The organism is Deltaproteobacteria bacterium (assembly GCA_016178705.1).
Lineage (GTDB): Bacteria > Desulfobacterota > Binatia > HRBIN30 > JACQVA1 > JACOST01.
Window position 1 is genome coordinate 1 of sequence record JACOST010000014.1, and the last position, 20,753, is coordinate 20,753.

The 20,753-nt window shown below is 64.0% G+C and carries 26 protein-coding genes; 12 read left to right on the forward strand and 14 right to left on the reverse strand.

The window, feature by feature from the left end:
* From HYR72_08130 to HYR72_08165, 8 genes are all read right to left on the reverse strand, one after another.
* Positions 1-992: CHAD domain-containing protein (locus HYR72_08130; protein MBI1814928.1), on the reverse strand; the 992-nt coding region annotated here is incomplete at its 3' end.
* A 79-nt stretch (positions 993-1,071) separates the two neighbouring features.
* Positions 1,072-1,824 (reverse strand): dTMP kinase, encoded by a 753-nt coding sequence (gene tmk / locus HYR72_08135; protein ID MBI1814929.1) that lies wholly within the window; start codon positions 1,822-1,824, stop codon positions 1,072-1,074.
* Positions 1,814-2,569, reverse strand: a complete 756-nt coding sequence (locus HYR72_08140; protein MBI1814930.1) for a thymidylate kinase — start codon at positions 2,567-2,569, stop codon at positions 1,814-1,816. The genes tmk and HYR72_08140 overlap by 11 nt, the downstream gene beginning before the upstream one ends.
* A gap of 18 nt (positions 2,570-2,587) precedes the next feature.
* A complete protein-coding gene (locus HYR72_08145; protein MBI1814931.1) occupies positions 2,588-4,126 on the reverse strand; it encodes a Ppx/GppA family phosphatase in 1,539 nt (512 codons plus the stop codon).
* Positions 4,127-4,320: 194 nt separating this feature from the next.
* Complete coding sequence (locus tag HYR72_08150; protein MBI1814932.1) at positions 4,321-5,703, reverse strand: sulfatase-like hydrolase/transferase; 1,383 nt, start codon at positions 5,701-5,703, stop codon at positions 4,321-4,323.
* A 5-nt stretch (positions 5,704-5,708) separates the two neighbouring features.
* Complete coding sequence (locus HYR72_08155; protein ID MBI1814933.1) at positions 5,709-6,164, reverse strand: GFA family protein; 456 nt, start codon at positions 6,162-6,164, stop codon at positions 5,709-5,711.
* A 10-nt stretch (positions 6,165-6,174) separates the two neighbouring features.
* Positions 6,175-7,005 carry an amidohydrolase family protein gene (locus tag HYR72_08160; protein ID MBI1814934.1) on the reverse strand — a complete coding sequence of 277 codons (831 nt, stop codon included), beginning with the start codon at positions 7,003-7,005 and terminating at the stop codon, positions 6,175-6,177.
* A 6-nt stretch (positions 7,006-7,011) separates the two neighbouring features.
* Complete coding sequence (locus tag HYR72_08165) at positions 7,012-8,091, reverse strand: Gfo/Idh/MocA family oxidoreductase (protein MBI1814935.1); 1,080 nt, start codon at positions 8,089-8,091, stop codon at positions 7,012-7,014.
* A 72-nt stretch (positions 8,092-8,163) separates the two neighbouring features.
* Here HYR72_08165 and HYR72_08170 point away from each other — a divergent pair, with 72 nt between their 5' ends.
* Positions 8,164-9,462: an L-fuconate dehydratase gene (locus HYR72_08170; GenBank protein ID MBI1814936.1), complete on the forward strand. Its 1,299-nt coding sequence runs from the start codon at positions 8,164-8,166 to the stop codon at positions 9,460-9,462.
* A 34-nt stretch (positions 9,463-9,496) separates the two neighbouring features.
* Here the strand turns inward: HYR72_08170 and HYR72_08175 are convergent, their stop codons facing one another.
* The 4 genes from HYR72_08175 to HYR72_08190 all read right to left on the reverse strand — a co-directional run bounded on the left by HYR72_08175 (position 9,497) and on the right by HYR72_08190 (position 12,396).
* Complete coding sequence (locus tag HYR72_08175) at positions 9,497-9,832, reverse strand: L-rhamnose mutarotase (GenBank protein MBI1814937.1); 336 nt, start codon at positions 9,830-9,832, stop codon at positions 9,497-9,499.
* An 84-nt stretch (positions 9,833-9,916) separates the two neighbouring features.
* A complete protein-coding gene (locus tag HYR72_08180) occupies positions 9,917-10,687 on the reverse strand; it encodes an SDR family oxidoreductase (GenBank protein MBI1814938.1) in 771 nt (256 codons plus the stop codon).
* A 41-nt stretch (positions 10,688-10,728) separates the two neighbouring features.
* Positions 10,729-11,718 carry an inorganic phosphate transporter gene (locus HYR72_08185; protein MBI1814939.1) on the reverse strand — a complete coding sequence of 330 codons (990 nt, stop codon included), beginning with the start codon at positions 11,716-11,718 and terminating at the stop codon, positions 10,729-10,731.
* Positions 11,719-11,766: 48 nt separating this feature from the next.
* A complete protein-coding gene (locus tag HYR72_08190) occupies positions 11,767-12,396 on the reverse strand; it encodes a DUF47 domain-containing protein (GenBank protein ID MBI1814940.1) in 630 nt (209 codons plus the stop codon).
* A gap of 404 nt (positions 12,397-12,800) precedes the next feature.
* Here HYR72_08190 and HYR72_08195 point away from each other — a divergent pair, with 404 nt between their 5' ends.
* The 6 genes from HYR72_08195 (at position 12,801) to HYR72_08220 (ending at position 15,347) form a co-directional block, all read left to right on the forward strand.
* On the forward strand, positions 12,801-13,151 hold the full coding sequence (locus tag HYR72_08195; protein MBI1814941.1) for a DUF971 domain-containing protein: 351 nt from the start codon (positions 12,801-12,803) through the stop codon (positions 13,149-13,151).
* Complete coding sequence (locus tag HYR72_08200) at positions 13,148-14,221, forward strand: Mrp/NBP35 family ATP-binding protein (protein MBI1814942.1); 1,074 nt, start codon at positions 13,148-13,150, stop codon at positions 14,219-14,221. Before HYR72_08195 ends, HYR72_08200 begins: the two co-directional genes overlap by 4 nt.
* A gap of 54 nt (positions 14,222-14,275) precedes the next feature.
* Positions 14,276-14,488: a hypothetical protein gene (locus tag HYR72_08205; GenBank protein ID MBI1814943.1), complete on the forward strand. Its 213-nt coding sequence runs from the start codon at positions 14,276-14,278 to the stop codon at positions 14,486-14,488.
* 62 nt (positions 14,489-14,550) lie between these two features.
* Positions 14,551-14,802, forward strand: coding sequence for a hypothetical protein (locus HYR72_08210; protein ID MBI1814944.1), 252 nt, complete (start codon positions 14,551-14,553; stop codon positions 14,800-14,802).
* A 111-nt stretch (positions 14,803-14,913) separates the two neighbouring features.
* Positions 14,914-15,090, forward strand: a complete 177-nt coding sequence (locus HYR72_08215; protein ID MBI1814945.1) for a type II toxin-antitoxin system HicA family toxin — start codon at positions 14,914-14,916, stop codon at positions 15,088-15,090.
* Positions 15,087-15,347, forward strand: a complete 261-nt coding sequence (locus HYR72_08220; GenBank protein MBI1814946.1) for a type II toxin-antitoxin system HicB family antitoxin — start codon at positions 15,087-15,089, stop codon at positions 15,345-15,347. The genes HYR72_08215 and HYR72_08220 overlap by 4 nt, the downstream gene beginning before the upstream one ends.
* 16 nt (positions 15,348-15,363) lie before the next feature.
* Here the strand turns inward: HYR72_08220 and HYR72_08225 are convergent, their stop codons facing one another.
* On the reverse strand, positions 15,364-16,170 hold the full coding sequence (locus tag HYR72_08225) for a methyltransferase domain-containing protein (protein ID MBI1814947.1): 807 nt from the start codon (positions 16,168-16,170) through the stop codon (positions 15,364-15,366).
* Positions 16,171-16,282: 112 nt separating this feature from the next.
* On the opposite strand from HYR72_08225, the gene HYR72_08230 reads away from it, so the two are divergent.
* Genes HYR72_08230 through coaBC form a run of 5 tightly spaced genes read left to right on the forward strand, consistent with a single transcriptional unit; the run spans position 16,283 to position 19,787 of the window.
* The gene (locus HYR72_08230; GenBank protein MBI1814948.1) at positions 16,283-16,618 is read left to right on the forward strand and encodes a YfhL family 4Fe-4S dicluster ferredoxin; all 336 of its coding nucleotides are present in this window, start codon (positions 16,283-16,285) and stop codon (positions 16,616-16,618) included.
* A gap of 47 nt (positions 16,619-16,665) precedes the next feature.
* Positions 16,666-17,430, forward strand: coding sequence for a CDP-alcohol phosphatidyltransferase family protein (locus HYR72_08235; protein ID MBI1814949.1), 765 nt, complete (start codon positions 16,666-16,668; stop codon positions 17,428-17,430).
* Positions 17,427-17,591, forward strand: a complete 165-nt coding sequence (locus tag HYR72_08240; GenBank protein ID MBI1814950.1) for a hypothetical protein — start codon at positions 17,427-17,429, stop codon at positions 17,589-17,591. Before HYR72_08235 ends, HYR72_08240 begins: the two co-directional genes overlap by 4 nt.
* Positions 17,588-18,586 carry a flippase-like domain-containing protein gene (locus tag HYR72_08245; GenBank protein ID MBI1814951.1) on the forward strand — a complete coding sequence of 333 codons (999 nt, stop codon included), beginning with the start codon at positions 17,588-17,590 and terminating at the stop codon, positions 18,584-18,586. Before HYR72_08240 ends, HYR72_08245 begins: the two co-directional genes overlap by 4 nt.
* On the forward strand, positions 18,573-19,787 hold the full coding sequence (coaBC, locus tag HYR72_08250; protein ID MBI1814952.1) for a bifunctional phosphopantothenoylcysteine decarboxylase/phosphopantothenate--cysteine ligase CoaBC: 1,215 nt from the start codon (positions 18,573-18,575) through the stop codon (positions 19,785-19,787). The genes HYR72_08245 and coaBC overlap by 14 nt, the downstream gene beginning before the upstream one ends.
* Positions 19,788-19,793: 6 nt before the next feature.
* Here the strand turns inward: coaBC and HYR72_08255 are convergent, their stop codons facing one another.
* Positions 19,794-20,738: a zinc dependent phospholipase C family protein gene (locus HYR72_08255; GenBank protein MBI1814953.1), complete on the reverse strand. Its 945-nt coding sequence runs from the start codon at positions 20,736-20,738 to the stop codon at positions 19,794-19,796.
* Between the last annotated feature and the right edge of the window lie 15 nt (positions 20,739-20,753).

Consider the following 20,753-nt stretch of genomic DNA (forward strand, 5'->3'; position numbering starts at 1 on the left):
AGTGCGGCGGCATCGGCGCTCGGCATTGCAGGCGGCGCTGGGTTCGCGCGTGATAGCGCCTTGAGTCGACGAAGCAACGCCCGCAGATCCTCCAGCGTGCGCTTGCGCGCGAAGCGGCACCACGCGCGGCGGAATTCCGTGCGTGCGTTGGCGGCGCGCTGCCGCTGGTGCTCAGTATACGCGCCCAGCGCAAGCAACCCGGCGGATTCCATCGGCGCGGCGCTGGTCGCCTGGTGCAGGAACGCGGTTGCTACCACGGCATCCTGATGTGCACCGAGGAGGTCTTGCAGCCGGATCAGTCGCTTGACCAAGCGGCGGCCCGGTTTGCCGGTCAACTCACGGAGGAATTCGAGCAAGTAGCGCACCCGCTTAGCACGGATACGAAGCGCGTGCAGGTCCTCGGGCGTGACGTCGTGATCACCCGCGGCAATGGCGTTGCCGCGTTGGAGCAGCCGCTTTGCGCCACGCCCGAGGATGCGGCGGCCGGCGGTCGCTAGCAGATCGTGCGCGGCAGCGGGCTGCGCGGGTCCGCGGGGTCCCGTCGCAAATCGTTCCAGGCGCGTCAGTAGGATGGCGTATCGGCGCGAGTCGAGGGCGACCAGCATCGCTCCGCGACGGCGAGTTCGTTCGCGACGCACGTGCGGCTCCAACCATGCGAGCCCGCCACGTTGAGCAGGTGAGAGGCTAGCGCGGTAGGTTCTCAAGGCCACCAGTTGCACGTCGAGATCGCGTACGCCACCCAAGCTCTCGCCGAGCCAGTGCAACTCACGTCGGAAAGCCTCCCGCTGTCGTATCGGGATAGCGACCGCGAAGATCCGCACCGCGGCTCGCAGGCGACGCACCGCGACGCGCATGCTGTGGAGCGCCTCGGGGTCTTCACCGCGCCGCGTGCCTGAATCGTGTTGCCGCAACCGCTGCGATTGGAGTGCGACGATCTGGCGCAGAGCATCGCCGAGCGCGGCTCCCGCCGGCGGAAGTGTTGGCGCTGCCAAGTTAGCTTGTTCACGAGCTATCGCGCCCTTACTCACCGGAAGCCTCGATGTCCTCTCGCGAGGCGCGGCCGCTCGACCGTTATTCGTCGACCGCCAACTTGCTCTCCGCCAACGAGGCGGGATCGGCGGGCGGTCGTTTGCTGCGGTTGAGGTAGGAAGAGATGTGGCGCCGCAGGTCGGCCTGAATCGTCTCAATCGGCCGGCGCGCGTCAATGGTGACGAACTGGAATTCCTGCGCCAGCCGATTGTACTCGCGAATCAGTCGGGTCTGGTAGTGGCGGAACGAGTCGAAGATGTCACTGCCCAACGCCAGGTGCATGCCGGACTCCCAGTAGTCCATACCCTTGCCTTCGAGCACGCGTGGAATCAAATGATCGGCGTCGATCTTGAGATACAAAACCAGATCGGGCACGAGCGCGCACCCGAAGAGTTCGCGGGTCCACTTCGGATCGGCGCGCATGACCGCATTGCGCGCAAAGGCCGTGTACATATAGCGGTCCGCGACAACGATGAACCCGGCACGGAGCGCGGGAATGATTTCATTCTCCAAGCGATCGGCGAAGTCGGCGGCGTAGAGCAAGCTGAACGTAGTCACGGTCAGCTCGTGACCAGCCTTCGCTTCGTTGATGGTCTCGGAGAGCAACGGAGACCGGGTCCACCCGGTGTTGGTCACGCCGTGGCCTTGCACTTCCAACCACGGCGTGAGCTGCTCGATCTGGGTCGAGCGGCCAACCCCGTCGGTTCCCTCGATCACAATCAGGCTGCCGCGCAGCGAACCGATTTTCAGATACGGCAGGCCATGCCCGTAGAAGGCCTTATCTTCACCGTGCATCCCCGATCCCTCCGCTTTCGCTGGCGCCTCCGCTGTCGCTCACGACTCGCTCGACGGGCGCGGCAGCGACCTCGGCAACCGTCCCGCGGTAGTCGCGGATTGCACGACGGGCCAGCCGGCGAACGAGCGCCTGCTGGCTATTGATGTCGCCCCGCGCGTCGACCACTTTGAGTCCGAACTCCGCCACCAGCGCATCGTAGCTCTTGAGCACGCGGCTTTGGAACAACTGGAAACTCTCCACCGGGTCACGACTCAACCCCACGTCCATCCCGGCCTCGTGATACTTCAGTTTGGCGCGGCCGCTCAGGATGCGATCAAGCGCCACGTCGATCGGGACGCGAAAGTACAGCGCCAGGTCCGGCCGCGGAGCGAAGCTGTAGACGGCGCGTACCCACTCCGGATGGACGCCACGCGCGACATCACGCGCGAACGCCGTGTACACATAGCGATCCGCCAACACGATCATTCCAGCTTTCAGCGGGGGAACGATCTTGTAGGTCAAGCGGTCGGCGAAATCGACCGCGTGAAGAAGACTGAACGTCGTCGGCGTGAGCAGATCCTTCTTCTTGCCGCGCTTCATCGAGCGTCGCACCAGGATCGACGAGTTCCATTCGGTAAAGAACACCTTGTGGCCCTGCGCGACCAGCCAGCGGTGCAGCAGCGCGATCTGGGTCGACTTGCCGGAGCCGTCGATACCTTCGACGATGATGAGTTTACCCGGATACAGATGCGGTTCGGTCAACATGAACGCACGACTCGCGGCTTACGGGATGACACGAAAGTCCACTGCAGTGTCCAGCAGTTTCTCAAGCGGCTCGGCACGGCGGCGGGCTTCCCAAATTTCCAGCTCTGCATCGTCGCCGTCGGTCTGGAGCTGCAAGAGCCAGCGGTCTGAGCGTTGGGTCATCGTCACATCGCGCACCACGCCGTAGTGGCTGCGATCCAAACCGTCGGCCACGCGCAAGATGGCGCTCAACGCGCGCACCGTACGGCGCTCAGCGCTGGGCAACTCGGCAAACGCATCGTCCGACCCCTTGGGTGCGCCCTTCTGGTGATAGCGCGCCACCAAGGCGATGAGTTCCAACTCGTCGCGCTGAAAGCCGAGCAAGTCACCATTCGTGATCAGATAGTAGGAGTGCCGATGGTGGTTCTCATGGCCGATGTGATGCCCGACATCGTGCAGCAGTGCGGCAAACTCGAGCCATTCGCGCGCGGCCGGCTCGAGACCGAGCGCGCTGCTCAGTTGATCAAACAGACGCAGCGCGATGCGAGCGACCTGCTGCCCGTGCTGCTCCGTTCCTCCCAAGTGGCGGACGAAGCGCGCCACGCTGCGGCGCCGCACATCGGCGAAGCGTTCGATCTCCTCGATCCCTTTGCGATGCTTGGCGATGAAGTCGAGCAGCAACCCCTCTCGCAACGCCCAGGTACAGGCCACCATTTCCTTCGCGTCGAGTTGGCGCAAAATGTGGTCGGCCAAGCAGGCACCGGCGACGATGATGTCACTCCGCTTCGCATCCAAGCCCTTGATCCGCAGGCGTTCGGCACGGTCGGCCTTGGTCACCAGCCGGCGGACGTGGGCGATCTCCTCCGCCGTCGCCACGCAATTGTTGAGGTGGCCGTCGGGCGGCTCACCGCGCTGGAACGCGGCGATGGTGATCACGTTCAAGAGCGTCCCCGATGTCGCGACCACGCGGCGGATGTCGCGCTTCGCGAGTGGCGCAAGAATCGGATCGAGGTGCTGGTGCAAGTGCGCCTCAATCTGAGCGACCCCCTGTGCACCGAGCGCGTCATCACCGACGAACTCCTCACTGAGGCGCGCCACACCGATCTTGAGGCTGTGCAGTCCGGTTGGCCGGTCGTCCTCAACCACAACGAGTTCGACGCTGCCGCCACCGGCGTCGACGATCAGCGTCTCGGCGCCGTGCAAATCAATGGCGTGACGCACACCGAGATAGATCAAGCGCGCCTCCTCGCGTCCGGGGATTACTTTGACGCGCAGGCCCACGTCGTCGTACACGCGCTGGATGAAATCGCCGCCATTGCGCGTCTCGCGGACCGCGCTGGTGGCCACGGCCTTGAACCGCTCGACGCCTTGGCGCTCGCCCAGCGTCCGAAACGCCGAGAGCGTGCGCAGGCCGGCATTCATCGCCTCAGCCGACAGCCGCCCACTACGCAGACTGCCGCGACCCAACCGCACCATTTCCTTGGCACGATCGAGTACGCGGAAGCGTCCGTCGGATTCTACTTGGGCAATCACCATGTGGATGGAATTGCTCCCAACGTCGATTGCAGCAATGCGCATTCCGATCCCATCTACCACACCACCACCCCACTTCGGTTCACACGATAGCACACCCGATGCGATCTTCGAGCGGGGTGCGAACCGAAGGGTACTGCCGCGCCGTTGACCAGCCTCGGTCAACGCGTCAGTACGCGAACCACCCTGCCACGGAAACGTTTCGGTTCGATTACCAGCACATGAACAATTCGCGTCGACTAGCTCGAAATGCTTCGGCGCTCGGTCTCGACCTCCTCGAACCAGGCCGCAAGCTGGCTTTGCATGCGAGTGACTCGCGCGTGTTCGAACGGGGCGAGATCATTCCGCTCGAACGGATCGGTGACGAGATCGAACAGTTGCGGCGCCGGCGGTGGAGACAGCTCGCGTGCTGGTTCGGGTGTCCGCATGATGTCGGTATGGTCGTCGGGATGGTACTTCGCGTCGATGTCCATCTTGAGATCACTGCTGGCGAGTGCCATCGCCTCAGTGATCGCGGGACGAACGAGTTTCCAGCGGCCGTCGCGCATCGCCGCGTTACACTCGCCGACAGGGGTGTAGCGGTTCCATTGCCAGAAGCGCGTGGTGCACACTTTGCCCCGCTCGCCTTGCAGCATGGGCAGGACATTCACGCCGTCGAGTTGCACATCGTGCGGCGGCGCCGCGCCGGCGACGTCGAGCAGCGTCGGCAACCAGTCGGTGAAGTGAACCATTTCGTCGATCTGTCGCCGGCCAGCGAAACCGGCAGGCCATCGCAACACCATCGGCAGGCGGATGCCGCCCTCGTACACCAGGAGCTTGGCGCCTCTGAATCCGCAGTTGAATCGGTCGGTACACATGTCGCCTTTGCCGCCGAACTGCGGCCCGTTGTCGCTGGAGAAGAGCACCAGCGTGTTGTCGGCAAGCCCTTCGTGATCGAGCGCGTCGAGTACCCGCGCGATGCCGCGATCCATGCCGCGAATCATGCCGAAGATGTGACTGACCGCGGGGGTGAAGCGGTCCGCGTCACGAAACGGCGCGAGATCGTCGTCGCGCGATTGAAACGGGAAGTGCGGCGCATTGTAGGCGAGGTAGAGGAAGAAGGGCTCGCTGCGATGGCGGTGAATGAACTGCTCGGCCTCCTCGGTGAGGACGTCGGTGAGATACGTCCCGTCGCTGCGCGCGATGGCTCCGTTGCGATCCAACCGCCAGTCGAAGTACGGCGACCAGCCGCCGGAGAAACCCGCGAACTCGTCGAAGCCGCGCTGATTCGGGTGATAGCGCGGATCGAGCGAGCCGTTGTGCCACTTGCCCACCAGACCAGTGATGTAGCCCGCGCGCTTGAGCAGGTCGGCAACCGTGCGTTCGCGCAGCGCGAGGCGATCGAGCCCGCGCATCTCCAGCGTGTCGATGACACCGGTGCGATGCGGATAGCGTCCGGTCAGCAGCGACGCCCGCGCCGGCGCGCATACCGGCGAGGCCGAGTAGTGTTGCGTCAGGCAGACGCCCTCGCTGACGAGATGATCGAGCGTCGGCGTTTGCGACACGCCGTCGTTGAAGCAACCGAAGTCGCCGTACCCCATGTCATCGGCGAGGATGAAGAGGATGTTGGGACGATTCGGCATCGAGTTCACTTGCGATCGAGCTTGAGCGCCCGCAGCATTTGCATGCGCACGTCGCGCGGCGGACCGGCATCGTAGCTCGGCAGCGAGTGATCGAGATTCCACCACGGCGCCTTCTGGTTGACGTGGATCTGATCGATCAGTCGGGAGCCACAATCGCCCGCGATGAGCCCGGCGGGAATCTCGACGAACTGGGCGCCGTCACGCGCGATCGGCAGTGGCGAGCCGCATACACGGCAGAAGCATTGGCGATATGCCGGCGGCTTCTCGCGCACCGGGAGGTCAAACACAGCGACTAGTTCCAGCCCCCGCAGCCACGCGAAATCGGTGGCCTTCACCCAGAAGGTCGCGGCAAACGCGGACCCGGAGGCCGCGCGACAGCGCACGCAGTGACACAACTCGATCGCCGTCGCGGGACCGTGGATCTCAAACGCGACGGCCCCACACAAACATCGTCCTTCCATTGGGTTCACCTCACGCGAGCCCGTAGCAATGCACGGCTGTTTCCCCGAGGATCGCTCGCTGCTCGCCGGGCGCAAGGCGCGCAATATAGTCGGTGACGATGGCGACGACATCGGCATAGGTGCCGGCAAGCAAGCAGACCGGCCAATCGGAGCCGATCAGCAGCCGCTGCGGACCGAAGGCTTCGAGCGCGGCGTCGAGATACACGGTGAAGTGGGCCGGTTTCCAACTGTGCCAGTCCGTTTCGGTGACCATCCCGGAGAGCTTGCAGTACACGTCGCCGGACGCGGCCAGCGCGACGATGTCGCGTCGCCAGTCATCAATGCGGCGCGCGCCGATCTCCGGCTTGCCGATATGATCGAGGACGAAGCGTTGTTGCGGGAACCGTCGTACCAATTCGATCGCGGCGGGCAACTGGCGCGCGTAGACGAGGACATCGTAGGTCAGACCGAACGACGCGAGCGCCGCAATGCCACGCTGGAAGTCAGCGCGCAGCACAAACTGATCGTCAGGCTCGTCCTGCACGACGTGGCGGACGCCGCGCAGCTTTGAATGGGCGGCACAGCGATGCAGCGCATCGGTGACGGTGGGCGCACACAGATCGACCCAGCCGACGACGCCGCGAATGAACGGATGCGCGTCGGCTAGTTGCAGCAGCCATTCGGTTTCGGCGACGTCCTGCTGCGCTTGGACAGCCACGCAGCCGTCGAAGTCCGCCGCGGCGAGCAGCGGCGCCAAATGCTCGGGCAGGAAGTCACGCTTGAGCGGCGCCATCGCATCAGTGATCCACCCGTGCGTCGCGCGCCGGTACTGCCAGAAGTGTTGATGAGCATCGATGTGCACTGCTGCTCACTCTCCCGACAGGATCGGCGTCGCACCGTGCGCGCTCGACTCGTAGCAGGCTTCGACGATTGCCATCGTATGGAACGCGTCCTCAACGCTCGACATCAATGTCGCGTCCTCGCCGGCCACGACGCGCTGCAGATTCGCCATCGGTCCCTCGAACGCTTCGAGAAACCACGAACCGCGCAGCGGCACGTTGGCCCAGTCGTCGCTGCCGGTCGTGATCTCCAGTGCATCGGGCTCGCCGTGTGGATAGTTGAGGTTCACGCCCATCCTGGCAATCGCGGCACCGCGCGTGCCCTCGATCTTGAGCTGCGACATTCCGTACCGCGTCCCGAACGTGTGCGTGTGGTTGAGGGTCAGGCTGCAGCGGATCAGATCGCCGTAGTCGAGAATGATGCTCGTGCGGACGTCGGGGTATTCGGCGAGATCCGGATGACGTACCCCGCGGCAGTAGACGCCGTGCGGTTCACCAATCAGCGCGCGAATGAGATCGATGTAGTGGACCGAGTGCACCAGCACCTCGAGCCGCGGTACGCCCTTCAAGAACGCCCAGTAGCCCCATGGTGTATGCAAGTTCAGTCGCACTTCGATGTCGGTGACGTCGCCGAGCAGCTCGCGCTGCAACGCGTCGCGCAGCGCTAGCATGTTGGGCGCGAAGCGGAGTTGAAAATTGATCGCCGCGGTGAGTTGGCGGCCACGACAGATCTCGCGGATGCGACGCGCATCAGCGAGGTCGCGCCCCATCGGCTTTTGAATCAACACCGCCGCGCTGGCTGGCATGTGATTCAGGATGCCCGCAATTTCACCCGGCGGCGCGGCCACGTCGAACACCGCGTCCGGCGTTGCGAGCGCCGCGTCGAGCGAATCGAACACGCGCGGGATGCCGAAGGTCTCCGCCCGCTCGCGACTCGCCGCCGGGTTTACATCGAAGATGCCCGCGACCGGGAAGCCGAGCCGTTGGTAGACCGGCAGGTGCGCATCACGCACGATGCTGCCGGCACCGATGATGACAATCGGCCGCGGTGCGGTCGGCAGCGGCCAGCGTTGGCGCAAGTCGGTGAATCGACTGACAGCGTCCATCATGAACCGGCGGCAACGTCGACCATCTTCGCTCTCAACGTGCGCATGCTATACCAGCCGCCCGGAGGGAGAACCATGCCGCACACCATCACCGCACTTCACCCCCGCGACATCCGCACGCCGACTTCACGCACGCTCGCCGGGTCCGATGCCGTGCACACCGATCCCGACTACTCCGCTGCCTACGTCGTGCTCACCACCGATCACCCCGACGCGCTGCAAGGGCACGGGCTCACGTTCACCATCGGGCGCGGCACCGAAGTATGCGTGGCTGCTATCAAGGCGTTGGCGCCACTGGTGGTGGGGCAGACGCTCGAATCCATCATCGCCGACATGGCCAACTTCTGGCGCCGCCTCACCGGCGAAAGCCAACTGCGCTGGATCGGTCCGGAGAAGGGTGCGATCCATCTCGCCACCGCGGCGATCGTCAACGCCGTGTGGGATCTGTGGGCGAAGGTCGAAGGCAAGCCGGTGTGGAAGGTCGTCGCTGACATGACCCCGGAGCAATTCGTCGCCTGCATCGATTTTCGCTACCTCAGCGACGCGCTTACCCGCGACGACGCGCTCGCCATTCTCCGCTCTCAGGCAGCTACGCGCGGCGCGCGTGAAGCGGAAATGCGGCGCGACGGCTACCCGGCGTACATCACCTCCGCGGGCTGGATGGGCTACCCCGACGACAAAGTTCGCACGCTCTGTCGCGAGGCACTCGCCGCGGGCTGGACCCGTTTCAAAATCAAAGTCGGACGCGACACCGATGAGAACGTCCGTCGCTGCGCGCTGGTGCGCGAGGAGATCGGGCCGAACGCGTGGCTGATGCTCGACGCCAATCAGGCGTGGGATGTCGGCGAGGCGATCGACTACATGCGACCGCTCGCGCGATTCCGTCCGTTGTGGATCGAGGAGCCGACGAGCCCCGACGACATTCTGGGTCACGCAGCGATCCGGCGCGCGATCACACCGATTGGCGTCGCCACCGGCGAGCATTGCCCGAACCGCGTGATGTTCAAACAGCTCCTGCAAGCGCACGCGATCGATTTCTGCCAATTCGACAACTGCCGCCTCGGCGGCCTCAGCGAAGTGATGGCCGTGTTGCTGCTCGCCGCCAAGTTCGGCGTGCCGGTCTGCCCGCACGCGGGCGGACTCGGCCTGTGCGAGTACGGCCAGCACGTCTCGCTGATCGACTACATTTGCGTGAGTGGAAGCTTGGAGAACCGCGCCATCGAGTTCGCCGATCACCTGCACGAACACTTCGTCGCGCCGGTGGTCGTGCGCAACGGGCGTTACCGGCCACCGACTGCGCCGGGCTTCAGCATCGAGATGCACGCGGCATCGCTGGCCGAGTTCGATTTTCCGGGTGGGGCGGCGTGGGGGTAGTGGAGCATCCGACCGATCGGACTGATCGGACCGATCAAATCAGCGCATACACCAGATCCATATCCGCCCACCACTCACCCGGCTTGGCGTCGAACACCGGCTCCTGGAACGTCTCCATCAGCGCTTGCCACTCGCGGATGCGCGGGTCGCTCTCCATGTAGCGGGCGAAGTCGCGCTCGGGATCGAAGTCATCGACCGTCTCCATCAGCATGAAGAGCCGCCGGCCGAGGCGCCAGATCAGCATGCGCTCGATGCCGATCGCGCGGAGTCCGCGTTCCACCTCGGGCCAAACGCTACGGTGATACTCGATGTAGCGGGCGATGATACTGGGATCGTCCTTCAAGTTGAGCGTGCGAGCGTAGCGTTTCATGGGTTCATGGTCCCTGGTTTGTGGTCTGTGGTTTGTGGTTTCCGCCCCAACCATGAACCAGAAACCACAAACCACAGACCTTGGTTAGACTAGCAGTACACCGCCGTCGATCGGATAGGCTTGGCCGGTGATGAACGACGCTTCGTCGGAGCACAGGTATAGCGCCAGCGCGGCAACTTCCTCCGGCGTGCCCATGCGACCGATCGGCTGATACTCGGATAGCTGGCGGAACATCTCCGCCTCGCGCCCGGGATAGGTGTCGCGCAGGTAGCCGTCGACGAACGGCGTGTGGACACGCGCGGGGCAGATGCAGTTACAGCGAATGCCCTGCTTGATATAGTCGACCGCGACCGAGCGGGTCATCGTCAGCACCGCCCCCTTGCTCATCGAATAGGCGAAGCGGTCGGGCAGCCCGATCAGCGAAGCAATCGACGCCAAATTCAAGATGACGCCGCCACCGCTGCGCAACATGCGCGTGACTCCGGCTTGCGAGCACAGAAATACGCCCTTGACGTTGACGGCGTAGATGCGATCGAAGTCCGCTTCAGTCGTGGTCGCCACCGTGCCGATGTGGGCGATGCCGGCGTTGTTGACCAAGATGTCGAGTCGACCGGCGGCGGCATCGATCTGGTCGAACGCCGCGATCACCGATGCCGCGCCGGTCACGTCGCAGAGGATCACGTCGGCCGCACCGCCGGCCGCGCGAATCTGCTCGACCGTTGCCGCGGCCGCCGACATCTCACGGTCGAGAACAAAGACCCGAGCGCCTTGCTTCGCGAACGTGATTGCGATCGCGCGCCCGATGCCGGAACCGGCACCGGTCACCACGGCGATCTTGCTGTCCAAGCGAAACATCCGACATTCCTCGCGCGTCGCGTAGGCGCGCCCAGCGAGAATCAGAGCCCGATCATTCGTAACAACTCGACGATCATCATCGCGATCGCGGCGGTACACGGCACGGTCAATATCCACGCCCACACGACGGTGCGCGCCACACCCCAGCGCACGGCCGACAAACGGCGGCTCGCCCCGACGCCGACGATCGCGCCGGTAATAGTGTGGGTGGTGCTCACCGGAATCCCTGCCATCGCCGCGCCGATGAGCGTGATCGCGCCCGCGGTCTCGGCGCAGAAGCCACCGATCGGTTGCAGCTTCGTAATGCGCATCCCCATCGTCTTGACGATGCGCCAGCCGCCGAACATCGTGCCGAGCGCGATCGCCGCATGGCACAACAGCACCACCCAGAACGGCACGTAGAAGGTCTTGCCGAGATAGCCGGCCGAGAACAGCAGGACCGAAATGATGCCCATGGTCTTCTGCGCGTCGTTGGTCCCGTGGCCGAGACTGTAGAGCGCTGCCGACACCAGTTGCAGCCGGCGGAACAAGCTGTCGACAACAGCCGGCGTCGAATGCCGCACGAAGATCAGCGTCAGCGTCATCATCGTCACGCCGATCAGCAGTCCGACGACAGGCGAAATGAAGATGAAGAGTACGATTTTCAACACGCCGGACACGATCACCGCTTGCGGCCCAACCGCGGCGACGGCGGCACCGGCGAAGCCGGCGATCAACGCGTGCGACGAACTGGTCGGCAGCGCGTACAACCAGGTGATGACATCCCACGCGATCGCCGCCGCCAAACCGGCGAACACAACAGTGGGCGTCGCTGCCGCGGGATCGATGATGCCCTTGCCGACCGTGGCCGCCACTGCCACGCCGAAGCCAAACGCCGCCACAAAGTTGAAGAACGCGGCCCACGCCACCGCCTGGCGCGGCGTGAGCACGCGAGTCGACACCACCGTCGCCACCGAGTTGGCGGCGTCGTGAAAGCCGTTCATGAAGTCGAAGCCCAGCGCCACGACGACGAGGAAGATAACCAAACCCATCCCACCACCCACGGAGAGTACGTAACGCTGGTGAAACCCAGGCGCGACTTACGCGTATTCGAGCGCGACGCCTTCGAGAATGTTGGCCACGTCCTCGCAGCGATCCACGGCGTCTTCCAGGAAGTCGTACAGCTCTTTGAGTTTGATGATGGTGACCGGGTCCTTGGTGCCGTTGAAGAGGCGCCCCAGTGCGCTGCGCAGGAGCGTGTCGCCCTCGTTTTCGAAGCGATTGATCTCCATACAAATCTTGATGAGGCCGTCGCGGTCCTTGAGATTGCGCAAGCCGGTCATCGCGCGATTGACCTGCGTGACCGCCTGCACCAACACTTCGGCGATCTGCACGGCGTCCGGATCCACCTCGGTGAGTTTATAGAGCCACACCCGTTCGGCGGTGGCTTCGATGAGATCGAGAATATCGTCCAGCCGGGTGATCAGGCGATGGATGTCGCCGCGATCGATCGGCGTCACGAAGGTCTTGTGCAACGTCTCAACGGCCTTGTGCGTGATGACATCGCCTTCGTGCTCGACCTCTTTGATGCGGCGAGCCTGCGAGGCCGCGTCGCCGGGAGTCGTCAGCATCGTGTGCAACAATTTTGCCCCTTCCAGCGTCTTCGCGGCGTGCTGCTCGAAGAAGTCGAAGAAGCCCTTGCCTTCGCTGGGGAACAGTCTGGCGAACATGATGGCCGTATAGTCAGGCGGACCGCACAAGTAAAGACAGGGGCCGTGATCCCGACTCGATCGACCCGTTGCAGCCAGTGGACGCAACGCGACTTCATGACGATGAAGTAGTGTCTCAGTTTGAAATTGGCACTGCGGCCCATCTTCTAGCGTCGTGTCTCGCAAATGTCAGCGATAGGCGATCTTTTCTGAAGCGTAGGGGCGATGCATGCATCGCCCTCCGTGTTTCTCCGCGGTGGACACGTCAATTCGCGGGCGACGCATGCGTCGCCCCTACAGGGAACCGGGAGTGCTTCCTCGCTCGTTCCTACCAATGACAACTTTCGTTGCGCTCAAACTGAGACACTACCGACGATGAACCTGCGTTGCTTTCCGCACACCGACTGGTTAGGGTCGTCGTCGGAATGACTCAGAGCACCACCGCGATCCCCACCGATATTCGCCGCATCGGCAAAAGCGCAATCGAGATTCTGTGGAGCGATGGCCATCGCTCCGAGTTCACCAATCACTACCTGCGCCAGCATTGCCCGTGCGCGACCTGCCGCGAACGGCCGCCGCGCACTCTGCCCGTGGTCGGTGCAGGTGGCACCGAGTTGTATCCATCCCAAATCGGCGTGGTCGGGCGCTACGCGATCAGCATTCAATGGAGCGACGGTCACGACGCCGGCATCTACAGCTATCGCACGCTGCGCGAACTCTGCCCGTGTGCGGAGTGTCGTCCCGAGCGACCCGTCAGTGAAGGCGCGGCATCATGACAACGATCGACGACATCCGCGAGCGATTGACAGAGATTCGCCCCACCGGTCAGCGCGACAATATCGTTGGCCTCGGCATGGTGCAGGGCGTCGACTCGCAGAACGGCGCGGTGACGATTCATCTGGCGCCCGCCGCGCTGGCGCCGCCGATCTTGCAAGCGACCATCGCCGACATTCGCCGCGCCGTTGGTGCGCTCGAAGGGATCACTGCCGTCGAGGTGCGCGTCCAGCAACCATCGCAACAGACGCAGAGCCCGTACGGCGAGCTCGGACCGATCCCCGGCGTGCGCGACATCATCGCGGTGTCGAGCACGAAGGGCGGCGTCGGCAAATCGACTGTCGCCGCCAATCTCGCCCTCGCGCTTCAGCACTGCGGCCGCCGTGTCGGGTTACTCGACTCCGACGTGTACGGTCCCAGCATGCCGCTGATGCTCGGCATCTCGGGCCGGCCGCGCATGGGTGAGAACAAGCGCATCTTCCCGATCGAGAAGTTCGGCCTGCGGGTGATGTCGATGGGCTTCTTCCTCGACGATAGCTCGCCGGTGATCTGGCGCGGGCCGATGGTGATGGGACTGGTGCGACAGTTTCTCAAGGATGTCGAGTGGGGTGAACTCGACATCCTGGTCGTCGACATGCCGCCCGGCACCGGCGATGCGCAGCTCACGCTGGTGCAGCAGGTGCCGCTCGCCGGCGGGGTGATCGTCACCACACCGCAAGATGTCGCGCTGCTCGATGTCGAGCGCGGCATCGCGATGTTCCAACAGGTCAACACGCCGGTGCTCGGTGTGGTCGAGAACATGAGTTACTACCAGTGCGACAAGTGCGGTCGTCGCGAAGACGTGTTCGGAACCGGCGGCGGCAGCCGCATCGCCGAACGCTTCGGCGTACCGCTGCTCGGGGCGATTCCGCTGATCCCGGCAATTCGCGAAGGCGGCGACGCCGGCACGCCGATCGTCATCGCGCAGCCGCAGCATGCCGCGAGCAAGACGTTCCTCCACATCGCCAGCCAAGTCCTCGATGCCGTCGAGGCGGGCCGCGCCGAAGCCGCAGCGCCGCGGATCATTGGGTAGTTGGCGTTTGCATGGAGGGCTCCGAAGCGCGCGTTTTTTTGCGAGGTACTTTGCTTGAAGACGTTGAAAAAACCTGAACGGTTGGAACTGATCCGTCGGCGAGCCTTTGAGTATGCTGCGAGCGGCAAGTTTGAAGACTGGTACAGAATCGAACGGGCGCTGTACAAGGAAGGCCTAAAGGAAGCTCGTACCGAACTGGACAGGCGCTTGATACGCGAACAATTGAACGAAGCGTGTCGTCAGGCAAGACAGAAGGGTGAATCTTGAGCAGGGGCGATGAACCTGATCGCTCTCGAGGTTGATGTCGAGTCAAACAGAGGAGGTGCCGAATGAGTTCCACGAAAGCTGTGGTGGCGTTGTCCGCGTTGATCTTCGCAACCTCGGCCATCGGCGATGAGAGTTCGCCGCCCAACGATCCCAAGGAAATCGTTCGGTGGGCCGCCCGTCAATGTGGCATCACCGATCCGTCTACAGCCACACCCGAACAGAAGTTGTGCCTGGGGAACAAGGCGATGGAAGCTACCAATAGGATTGAGAAGGAGATGTGGGACAGTAAACGTCCCATACCGACGCCCCGGTAAACGTTGCACCTCGCGGCATGGGCGGGGGACGGCGGGTGCGTTTAGGTTCTGTGGCGGGCATGGCGTAGGAAGTGATATTCCGTTTCCGTGAAGGTCCGAGACGTAGTCCGGATGGTCGAGCAAGATGGATGGCGGAAGGTTGTTACTGAGGGCAGCCATCGCCAGTACAAACACTCCCAGAAGCACGGGCGGGTCACCATCAGCGGGCATCCGGGAGACGACATGCCGAAGGGAACGCTGGTTTCGGTCATGCGACAGGCAGGCCTAGCGCGAGGGAAGAAATCATGAAGCGACAGTATCTAGTGCGGATCGACAAGGACGTAGATAGCGATTGGGGCGCCTCCGTTCCGGATCTACCTGGCTGCGTCGCGACCGGGAAAACCATCGATGCAGCGCTGCGGCGAATCGAGGGGGCCATCGAACTGCACCTGCGCGGGCTGCGCGAGGATGGAATCAGAGTTCCACTTCCGAGACAGCGAGCGGTGAGGCCACGACGCACTGCGAAGCAAGTCAACTTCTACGCAACGGTCGAGGTAGCAGCATAGTCGCGCGTCGAGGCGACTAGCTCTTCATCGCCACGAACAAACCCGAGTCCTTCGTGATGCGAACGGCCCCGCGCATTGCGATCTCGTGGTCGATGTGCGCGCGCAGTTTGCCGAGCGCTTCCTTTGAGATTGTCGCGGTTGCAGACATCGATCGGATATACGCGATGAGTGGTTCCGCATCAGTGACGACCAACCCATCCTCGTAGCGCAGCGCGCGGACGTCGCCGAAGCGGCGCTGGAGTTGCGCGAGCCCGGTCTCCAGTCCGAAACGGGTCGCGCTGTCGATCATCTCGGTCGCCGGCGCGAACGGGGCGGCAAGTTGATCGAGTTCGCGCAGATGCGCGTGGCCGTTGGTGGCGGCGTACAATCGTCCGCCCGCTCGTAGCACGCGATGGATCTCCGCAATCGCGGGGTCGCGATCGGGGACGTGGTACAGCATGTGATTCGCGATTACGACGTCGAAGGAGTCGTCGGCATGTGGGATCGACTGCGCGTCGACTTGTTCGAAGCGAACCGTGAGGTTGCCGCCAGCGAGTCCTTGGCGCGCCGCGTTGAGCATGCCGGACGAGAAGTCCGACAGCGTCAACTCCCATGTCGGATCCAGTCGATCGCGATTCTTCACCCACATCGTGCCGGCGCCGCAACCAACGTCCAGCACGCGACTCGCCGGCGGCAACGCGAGCTGATCGAATAGCCAGCGGTGCCATGGGTACGGGTTGATGCTGAAGCGGTCGTGCAGCGCGATCCGGGCATCAAGGTTGCGGCTGTCGCGGTACTGCACATTGCGAAGATATGACGGGTCGGTGTTGATCGAATGGGCCATGACACTGTGCGCGTATCGCATTGCGCGGAGCAAGAGAAGCTGAGGTGCACTTTGTTGTCTGCTCGGTGGCCCTGTGCTAGTCGTCCCGCGACCTTTGCGGAGGCCGCGTTTCATGTCCACGCTGATCACCGAAGAATGCATCAACTGCGGCGCGTGCGAGCCTGAGTGCCCGAACACCGCGATCTACGAAGGCGGGGCGCGGTGGGCGCTGAACGGCGACACCCACCCGGCGATCAACGACGACATCTATTACATCGTGCCCGACAAGTGCACCGAGTGCGTCGGCTTCTTCGCCGAAGAGCAATGCGCCGCGGTGTGTCCGGTGGACTGCTGCGTGCCCGATCCCAACATTCCCGAAACCGAAGCCGTGTTAATCGAGCGCGCACGCCGGCTCCATCCCGACAAACCGCTCGGCGATCCGTTTCCGTCGCGCTTCCGAACAGCGTAACCAGGCGCGGCGGCAACCCGCCGCCGATTCAACCAATCGACTCATCCGTGGAACCTCTGACCCCCACTTCTCGCGCCGCGTTTGCGGCGGTGCTGTTGGTGCTGGTTGCCGGCGGCGCGCTCGTCAGCATCTTTACGTTCGTGCGTCGACGCCCTGATACCAGTCGCGCCGGCGGCTCGCTCTTGTTGGGTGCCGCCATTCGCGCCTGGCACTTCGAGAACCTGCGCCCGTTCGAAGAGGCCTGCGTGCGCTGGGGCGTGCGGCCGGCGTGGTTGTCGTGGATACAACTCGGCATCGGCGTGCTCGTCGGCATCACGTACGCCGAGGGCCTGATCTTCGACAGCGGATTTCTGCTCATCTGTGCGGGCAGCCTAGACATCCTCGATGGGCGAGTGGCGCGGCGCACCAACTCGGGTAGCACGCGCGGCGCGTTCATGGACTCGATCATCGACCGCTACACCGATGCGCTCGCGTATCTCGGCATTGCCGTCTACTTCCGCGACTCGTGGGTGCTGTGGGCGGCGTTGTGGGCGTTGATCGGTGGGCTGATCACCAGCTACGCGCGCGCGCGTGGCGAGGCGCTCGGCGCGACTTGTCACGTTGGCTTGTTGCAGCGGCCCGAACGCTACGTGATTCTCGGACTCGGCTCGATCTTCGGCGCGCTGATCGAACACGCGCTCGGCCATCCACTCGGCTGGCAACCGCACATGATCCTCGCCACGGTGGTGCTACTGTTGGCGGTGTTGTCGAATGTGACGGCGGTGCAGCGGCTCACCCACATCATGCACCAACTCGACGGGCCGCCCGCATGAGCGACGGCAAAGGCTGGCGCGTCGGCGGCTTCTTCGTCTTCATGCTGGGCGCTGGGTTGGTGTTGGAAAGCCCGGCGGTGTGGTACGGATTGGTCATGATGGGTGCCGGAGCAATCGGGTTTGCATGGGGCCTGGTGCGTGCCCGTGGAAGCGCTGCATGAATCGAACGATTCGCATCGTCTTGAGCGTGGCGCTGTCGCTCGTGTTCCTGGGCTTCGCGGTGCAGAACGTCAACTGGAACGAAGCGCTGCGCGCGATGGCCAGTGCGCACTACATCTACGTTGCCCCGATGTTCGCGGTCACGGTGTGGACGCTGTACATCCGCGCGCAACGCTGGCGGCTGTTTCTGCGGCCGGTCGGCGTGCCGCCCATGCGGCTGCTGATCGCCGCGGTCAATATCGGGTTCATGGCCAACATGGTACTGCCGCTGCGCATCGGCGAAGTGATTCGTCCGGTGCTAGTGAGTCGCCGCCAACGCGTTCCGCTCAGCGGGATCTTGGCAACCATTGTCCTCGAACGCATCTTCGACATGTTCACCGTCGTCTTCCTCTTCGGTGTGTCGGCGCTGTTGGTTCCGGTCTCCGCGCAGGTGCAGCAGTGGGGCGTGCGGTTGACCGTACTGGCCCTGTTGATCGGCGGCGGGGTCGCGTTGGTGCGGTGGCAAGAGCAACGGATGTTGGCGCTCGCGCGCACCATCCTCCGCATAGTGCCTGCCGGCCCGCGCGACGCGATCGATCACTTTCTCGAGGGCTTCATCACCGCGCTCGAAGTACTCGACCGGCCGTCGACGTTCTTGCTGGCGTTCGCGTGGTCGCTCTACTTGTGGATGGTGATCGCGCTGGTGTGGGCGCTGGGCTTCTGGGCCTTTGATCTGCACGTGCCGGTGATCGTGGGGGCGATGACCGTGACGGTGATGGTCGCCATCGCGGTCGCGGCGCCGTCGGCTCCCGGTTATGTAGGCGCGCTGCAGTTGGGTTGCGTGCTGGCGCTGGCGATCTTCGGCGTCTCGGAGAGCCAAGCCATCGCGTACTCGATCGTCCTCCACATCGCGCAGTTTGTCGCCAGTGTGGGCGCCGGGCTATATTCGCTGTGGAGCGAAAATTTGTCGTTGCGAGAAGTGGAGAACGTGTCGGAGGTCGAAGGTGCCGCGGCTTGAAGGGCGCAGCGTTCTGCTCGGGGTGAGTGGTGGGATCGCCTGCTACAAAGCCGCCGAGATCGTTCGCCTGTTGACGACAGCCGGCGCCACTGTGCGCGTGGCGATGACCCGCAACGCGTGCGAGTTCATCACGCCGTTGACGCTGCAAACATTGTCCGGCAATCCGGTCTCCACCGACACCTTCGATCTCACGCAAGAGTCGGAGATCGGCCACATCCGCCTCGCCGATACCGCCGAGGCCGTCGTCATCGCCCCGGCCACGGCGAACATCATCGGCAAGCTGGCGCACGGCATCGGCGACGACTTGCTCACCACCGTGCTGTTGGCCGCCCGCGCACCGGTGCTGATCGCGCCGGCGATGAATGTCCACATGTACGAGAACCCAATCGTGCAGGAGAACCTCGCGCGGCTGCGCACGCACGGCTACCGCATCATCGAACCGAGCGCCGGCTTCCTCGCGTGCGGGTATGAAGGACAGGGGCGCCTCGCCGATCCCGAGATCATCGTCGCCGAAGTCGCGCGCGCGCTCACCACACCCGACCTCGCCGGGCAACGGGTGCTGGTGAGCGCCGGACCCAATCGCGAAGCAATCGATCCGGTCCGATTCATCTCCAATCGCTCGACCGGCAAGATGGGCTTTGCATTGGCGGCAGCCGCGTGGCGGCGCGGTGCCGAGGTGGTGCTGGTTGCCGGACCGACGAGTCTGCCGACGCCGTGCGGCGTGCGCCGCGTCGACGTTGACAGCGCCGAGGAGATGCACCGCGCGGTGGGCGCGGAGTTCGACCACAGCTCGATTGTGTTGATGACCGCCGCGGTCGCCGACTACCGCCCGGCGCGCGTCGCACCGCAGAAGCTCAAGAAGGCGGCGGGCGGCTTGTCGCTCGAACTGGAACGCACGACCGACATCCTCGGCGACATCGCGCCGCGCAAGGGTAGCCGCATCGTCGTTGGGTTTGCGGCCGAGACCGAAGCCATGCTCGCCAACGCGCAGCGCAAACTGCGCGAGAAACAGCTCGACTTCATCGTCGCCAACGATGTGTCTCGGCCCGACGCTGGTTTCAGTGTCGACACTAACGCGGTCACAATCGTCAGCGCCGCTGCAATTGAGGAGCTGCCGCTGATGTCGAAAGACGACGTTGCCGATCGCATTCTCGACCGTATCAGCGCACGCGTGCGGACGCCGCAGACCGCCAGCGCCTGATCGTCTTCAGTGAGGGTCGCGACCGCTGGCTTGGGCAACGACCCGCCGGGGGCGAGTGAGCGCCGAGAGCGATAACGGCGACTCCAGCGTGCCCGGACTTAGTGCCAAGGCGTCGACCTCGCGTTGCAACGCCGGTGGAATCTGCCCACGCCGCAGTAACAAGCGCAACGTGCGCCGGATCGTCAGCGCCTGACTCAACGCCTCGTGCCCGGTTGGATCGCCGGCCTGCGATGCGGACCGCTTGCCGCGGCTGAGCAGGTCGACGATGCTGGTCCGACAGAGGTCGTTGTAGAGCGGAACGATCTCGGGCGGCAGTGGAAAGCGCGACATCGCATCGAGCACAAGCACGACGCGATGCCACTGCTCGAATCCCTGCCAGGCCAGCACCGAATCGAAAATCCGCTTGTTGGTCCGAAACGAGAACAGCGTGCGGGCCACCGCCCGTTCCACCAGTGCGTCACAGGCGGTAAAGCGCCGGTGACGCAGGTCTTGGATCACTTCGCGCAGCGCCGCGTCCTGCAAGGAATCGAAGCGAGTCTCCCAGTACACATGACGCAGTGTGCGGGCCGGATAGCTGACGATGAGTTGGGTGGGGACGTAGTGATTGTGCGAGTAGACGTCGGCGGCGAGATGCGAGAGATAGCCGTAGGCGAAGGCGCGCTCGGCATTGCTGCGCGCGGCCGCGCGCACCTGCCAGCCCACCACCCACGAGTGGCAATGCGCCGCCAGCGCGCGGGTGTACTTCTTCGCCTGCGTGATGTCGGCGCCGATGCAGCCGTAGAGGTACTCCAACTGGTGGCGTGCGAGTAAATCTTGAAGCGCCGCCGGGGCGGTGTTAAGGGTTTGCAAGACCGCCGATCCGTGTGCCAAGTGCGTAATCGGTCCCCACGCCAGCGCGTCCACAGGCACCAGCAACACGACGGCGATCAGCCCCAAGCACAGCAGCATCATGTGACTGGATCGTAC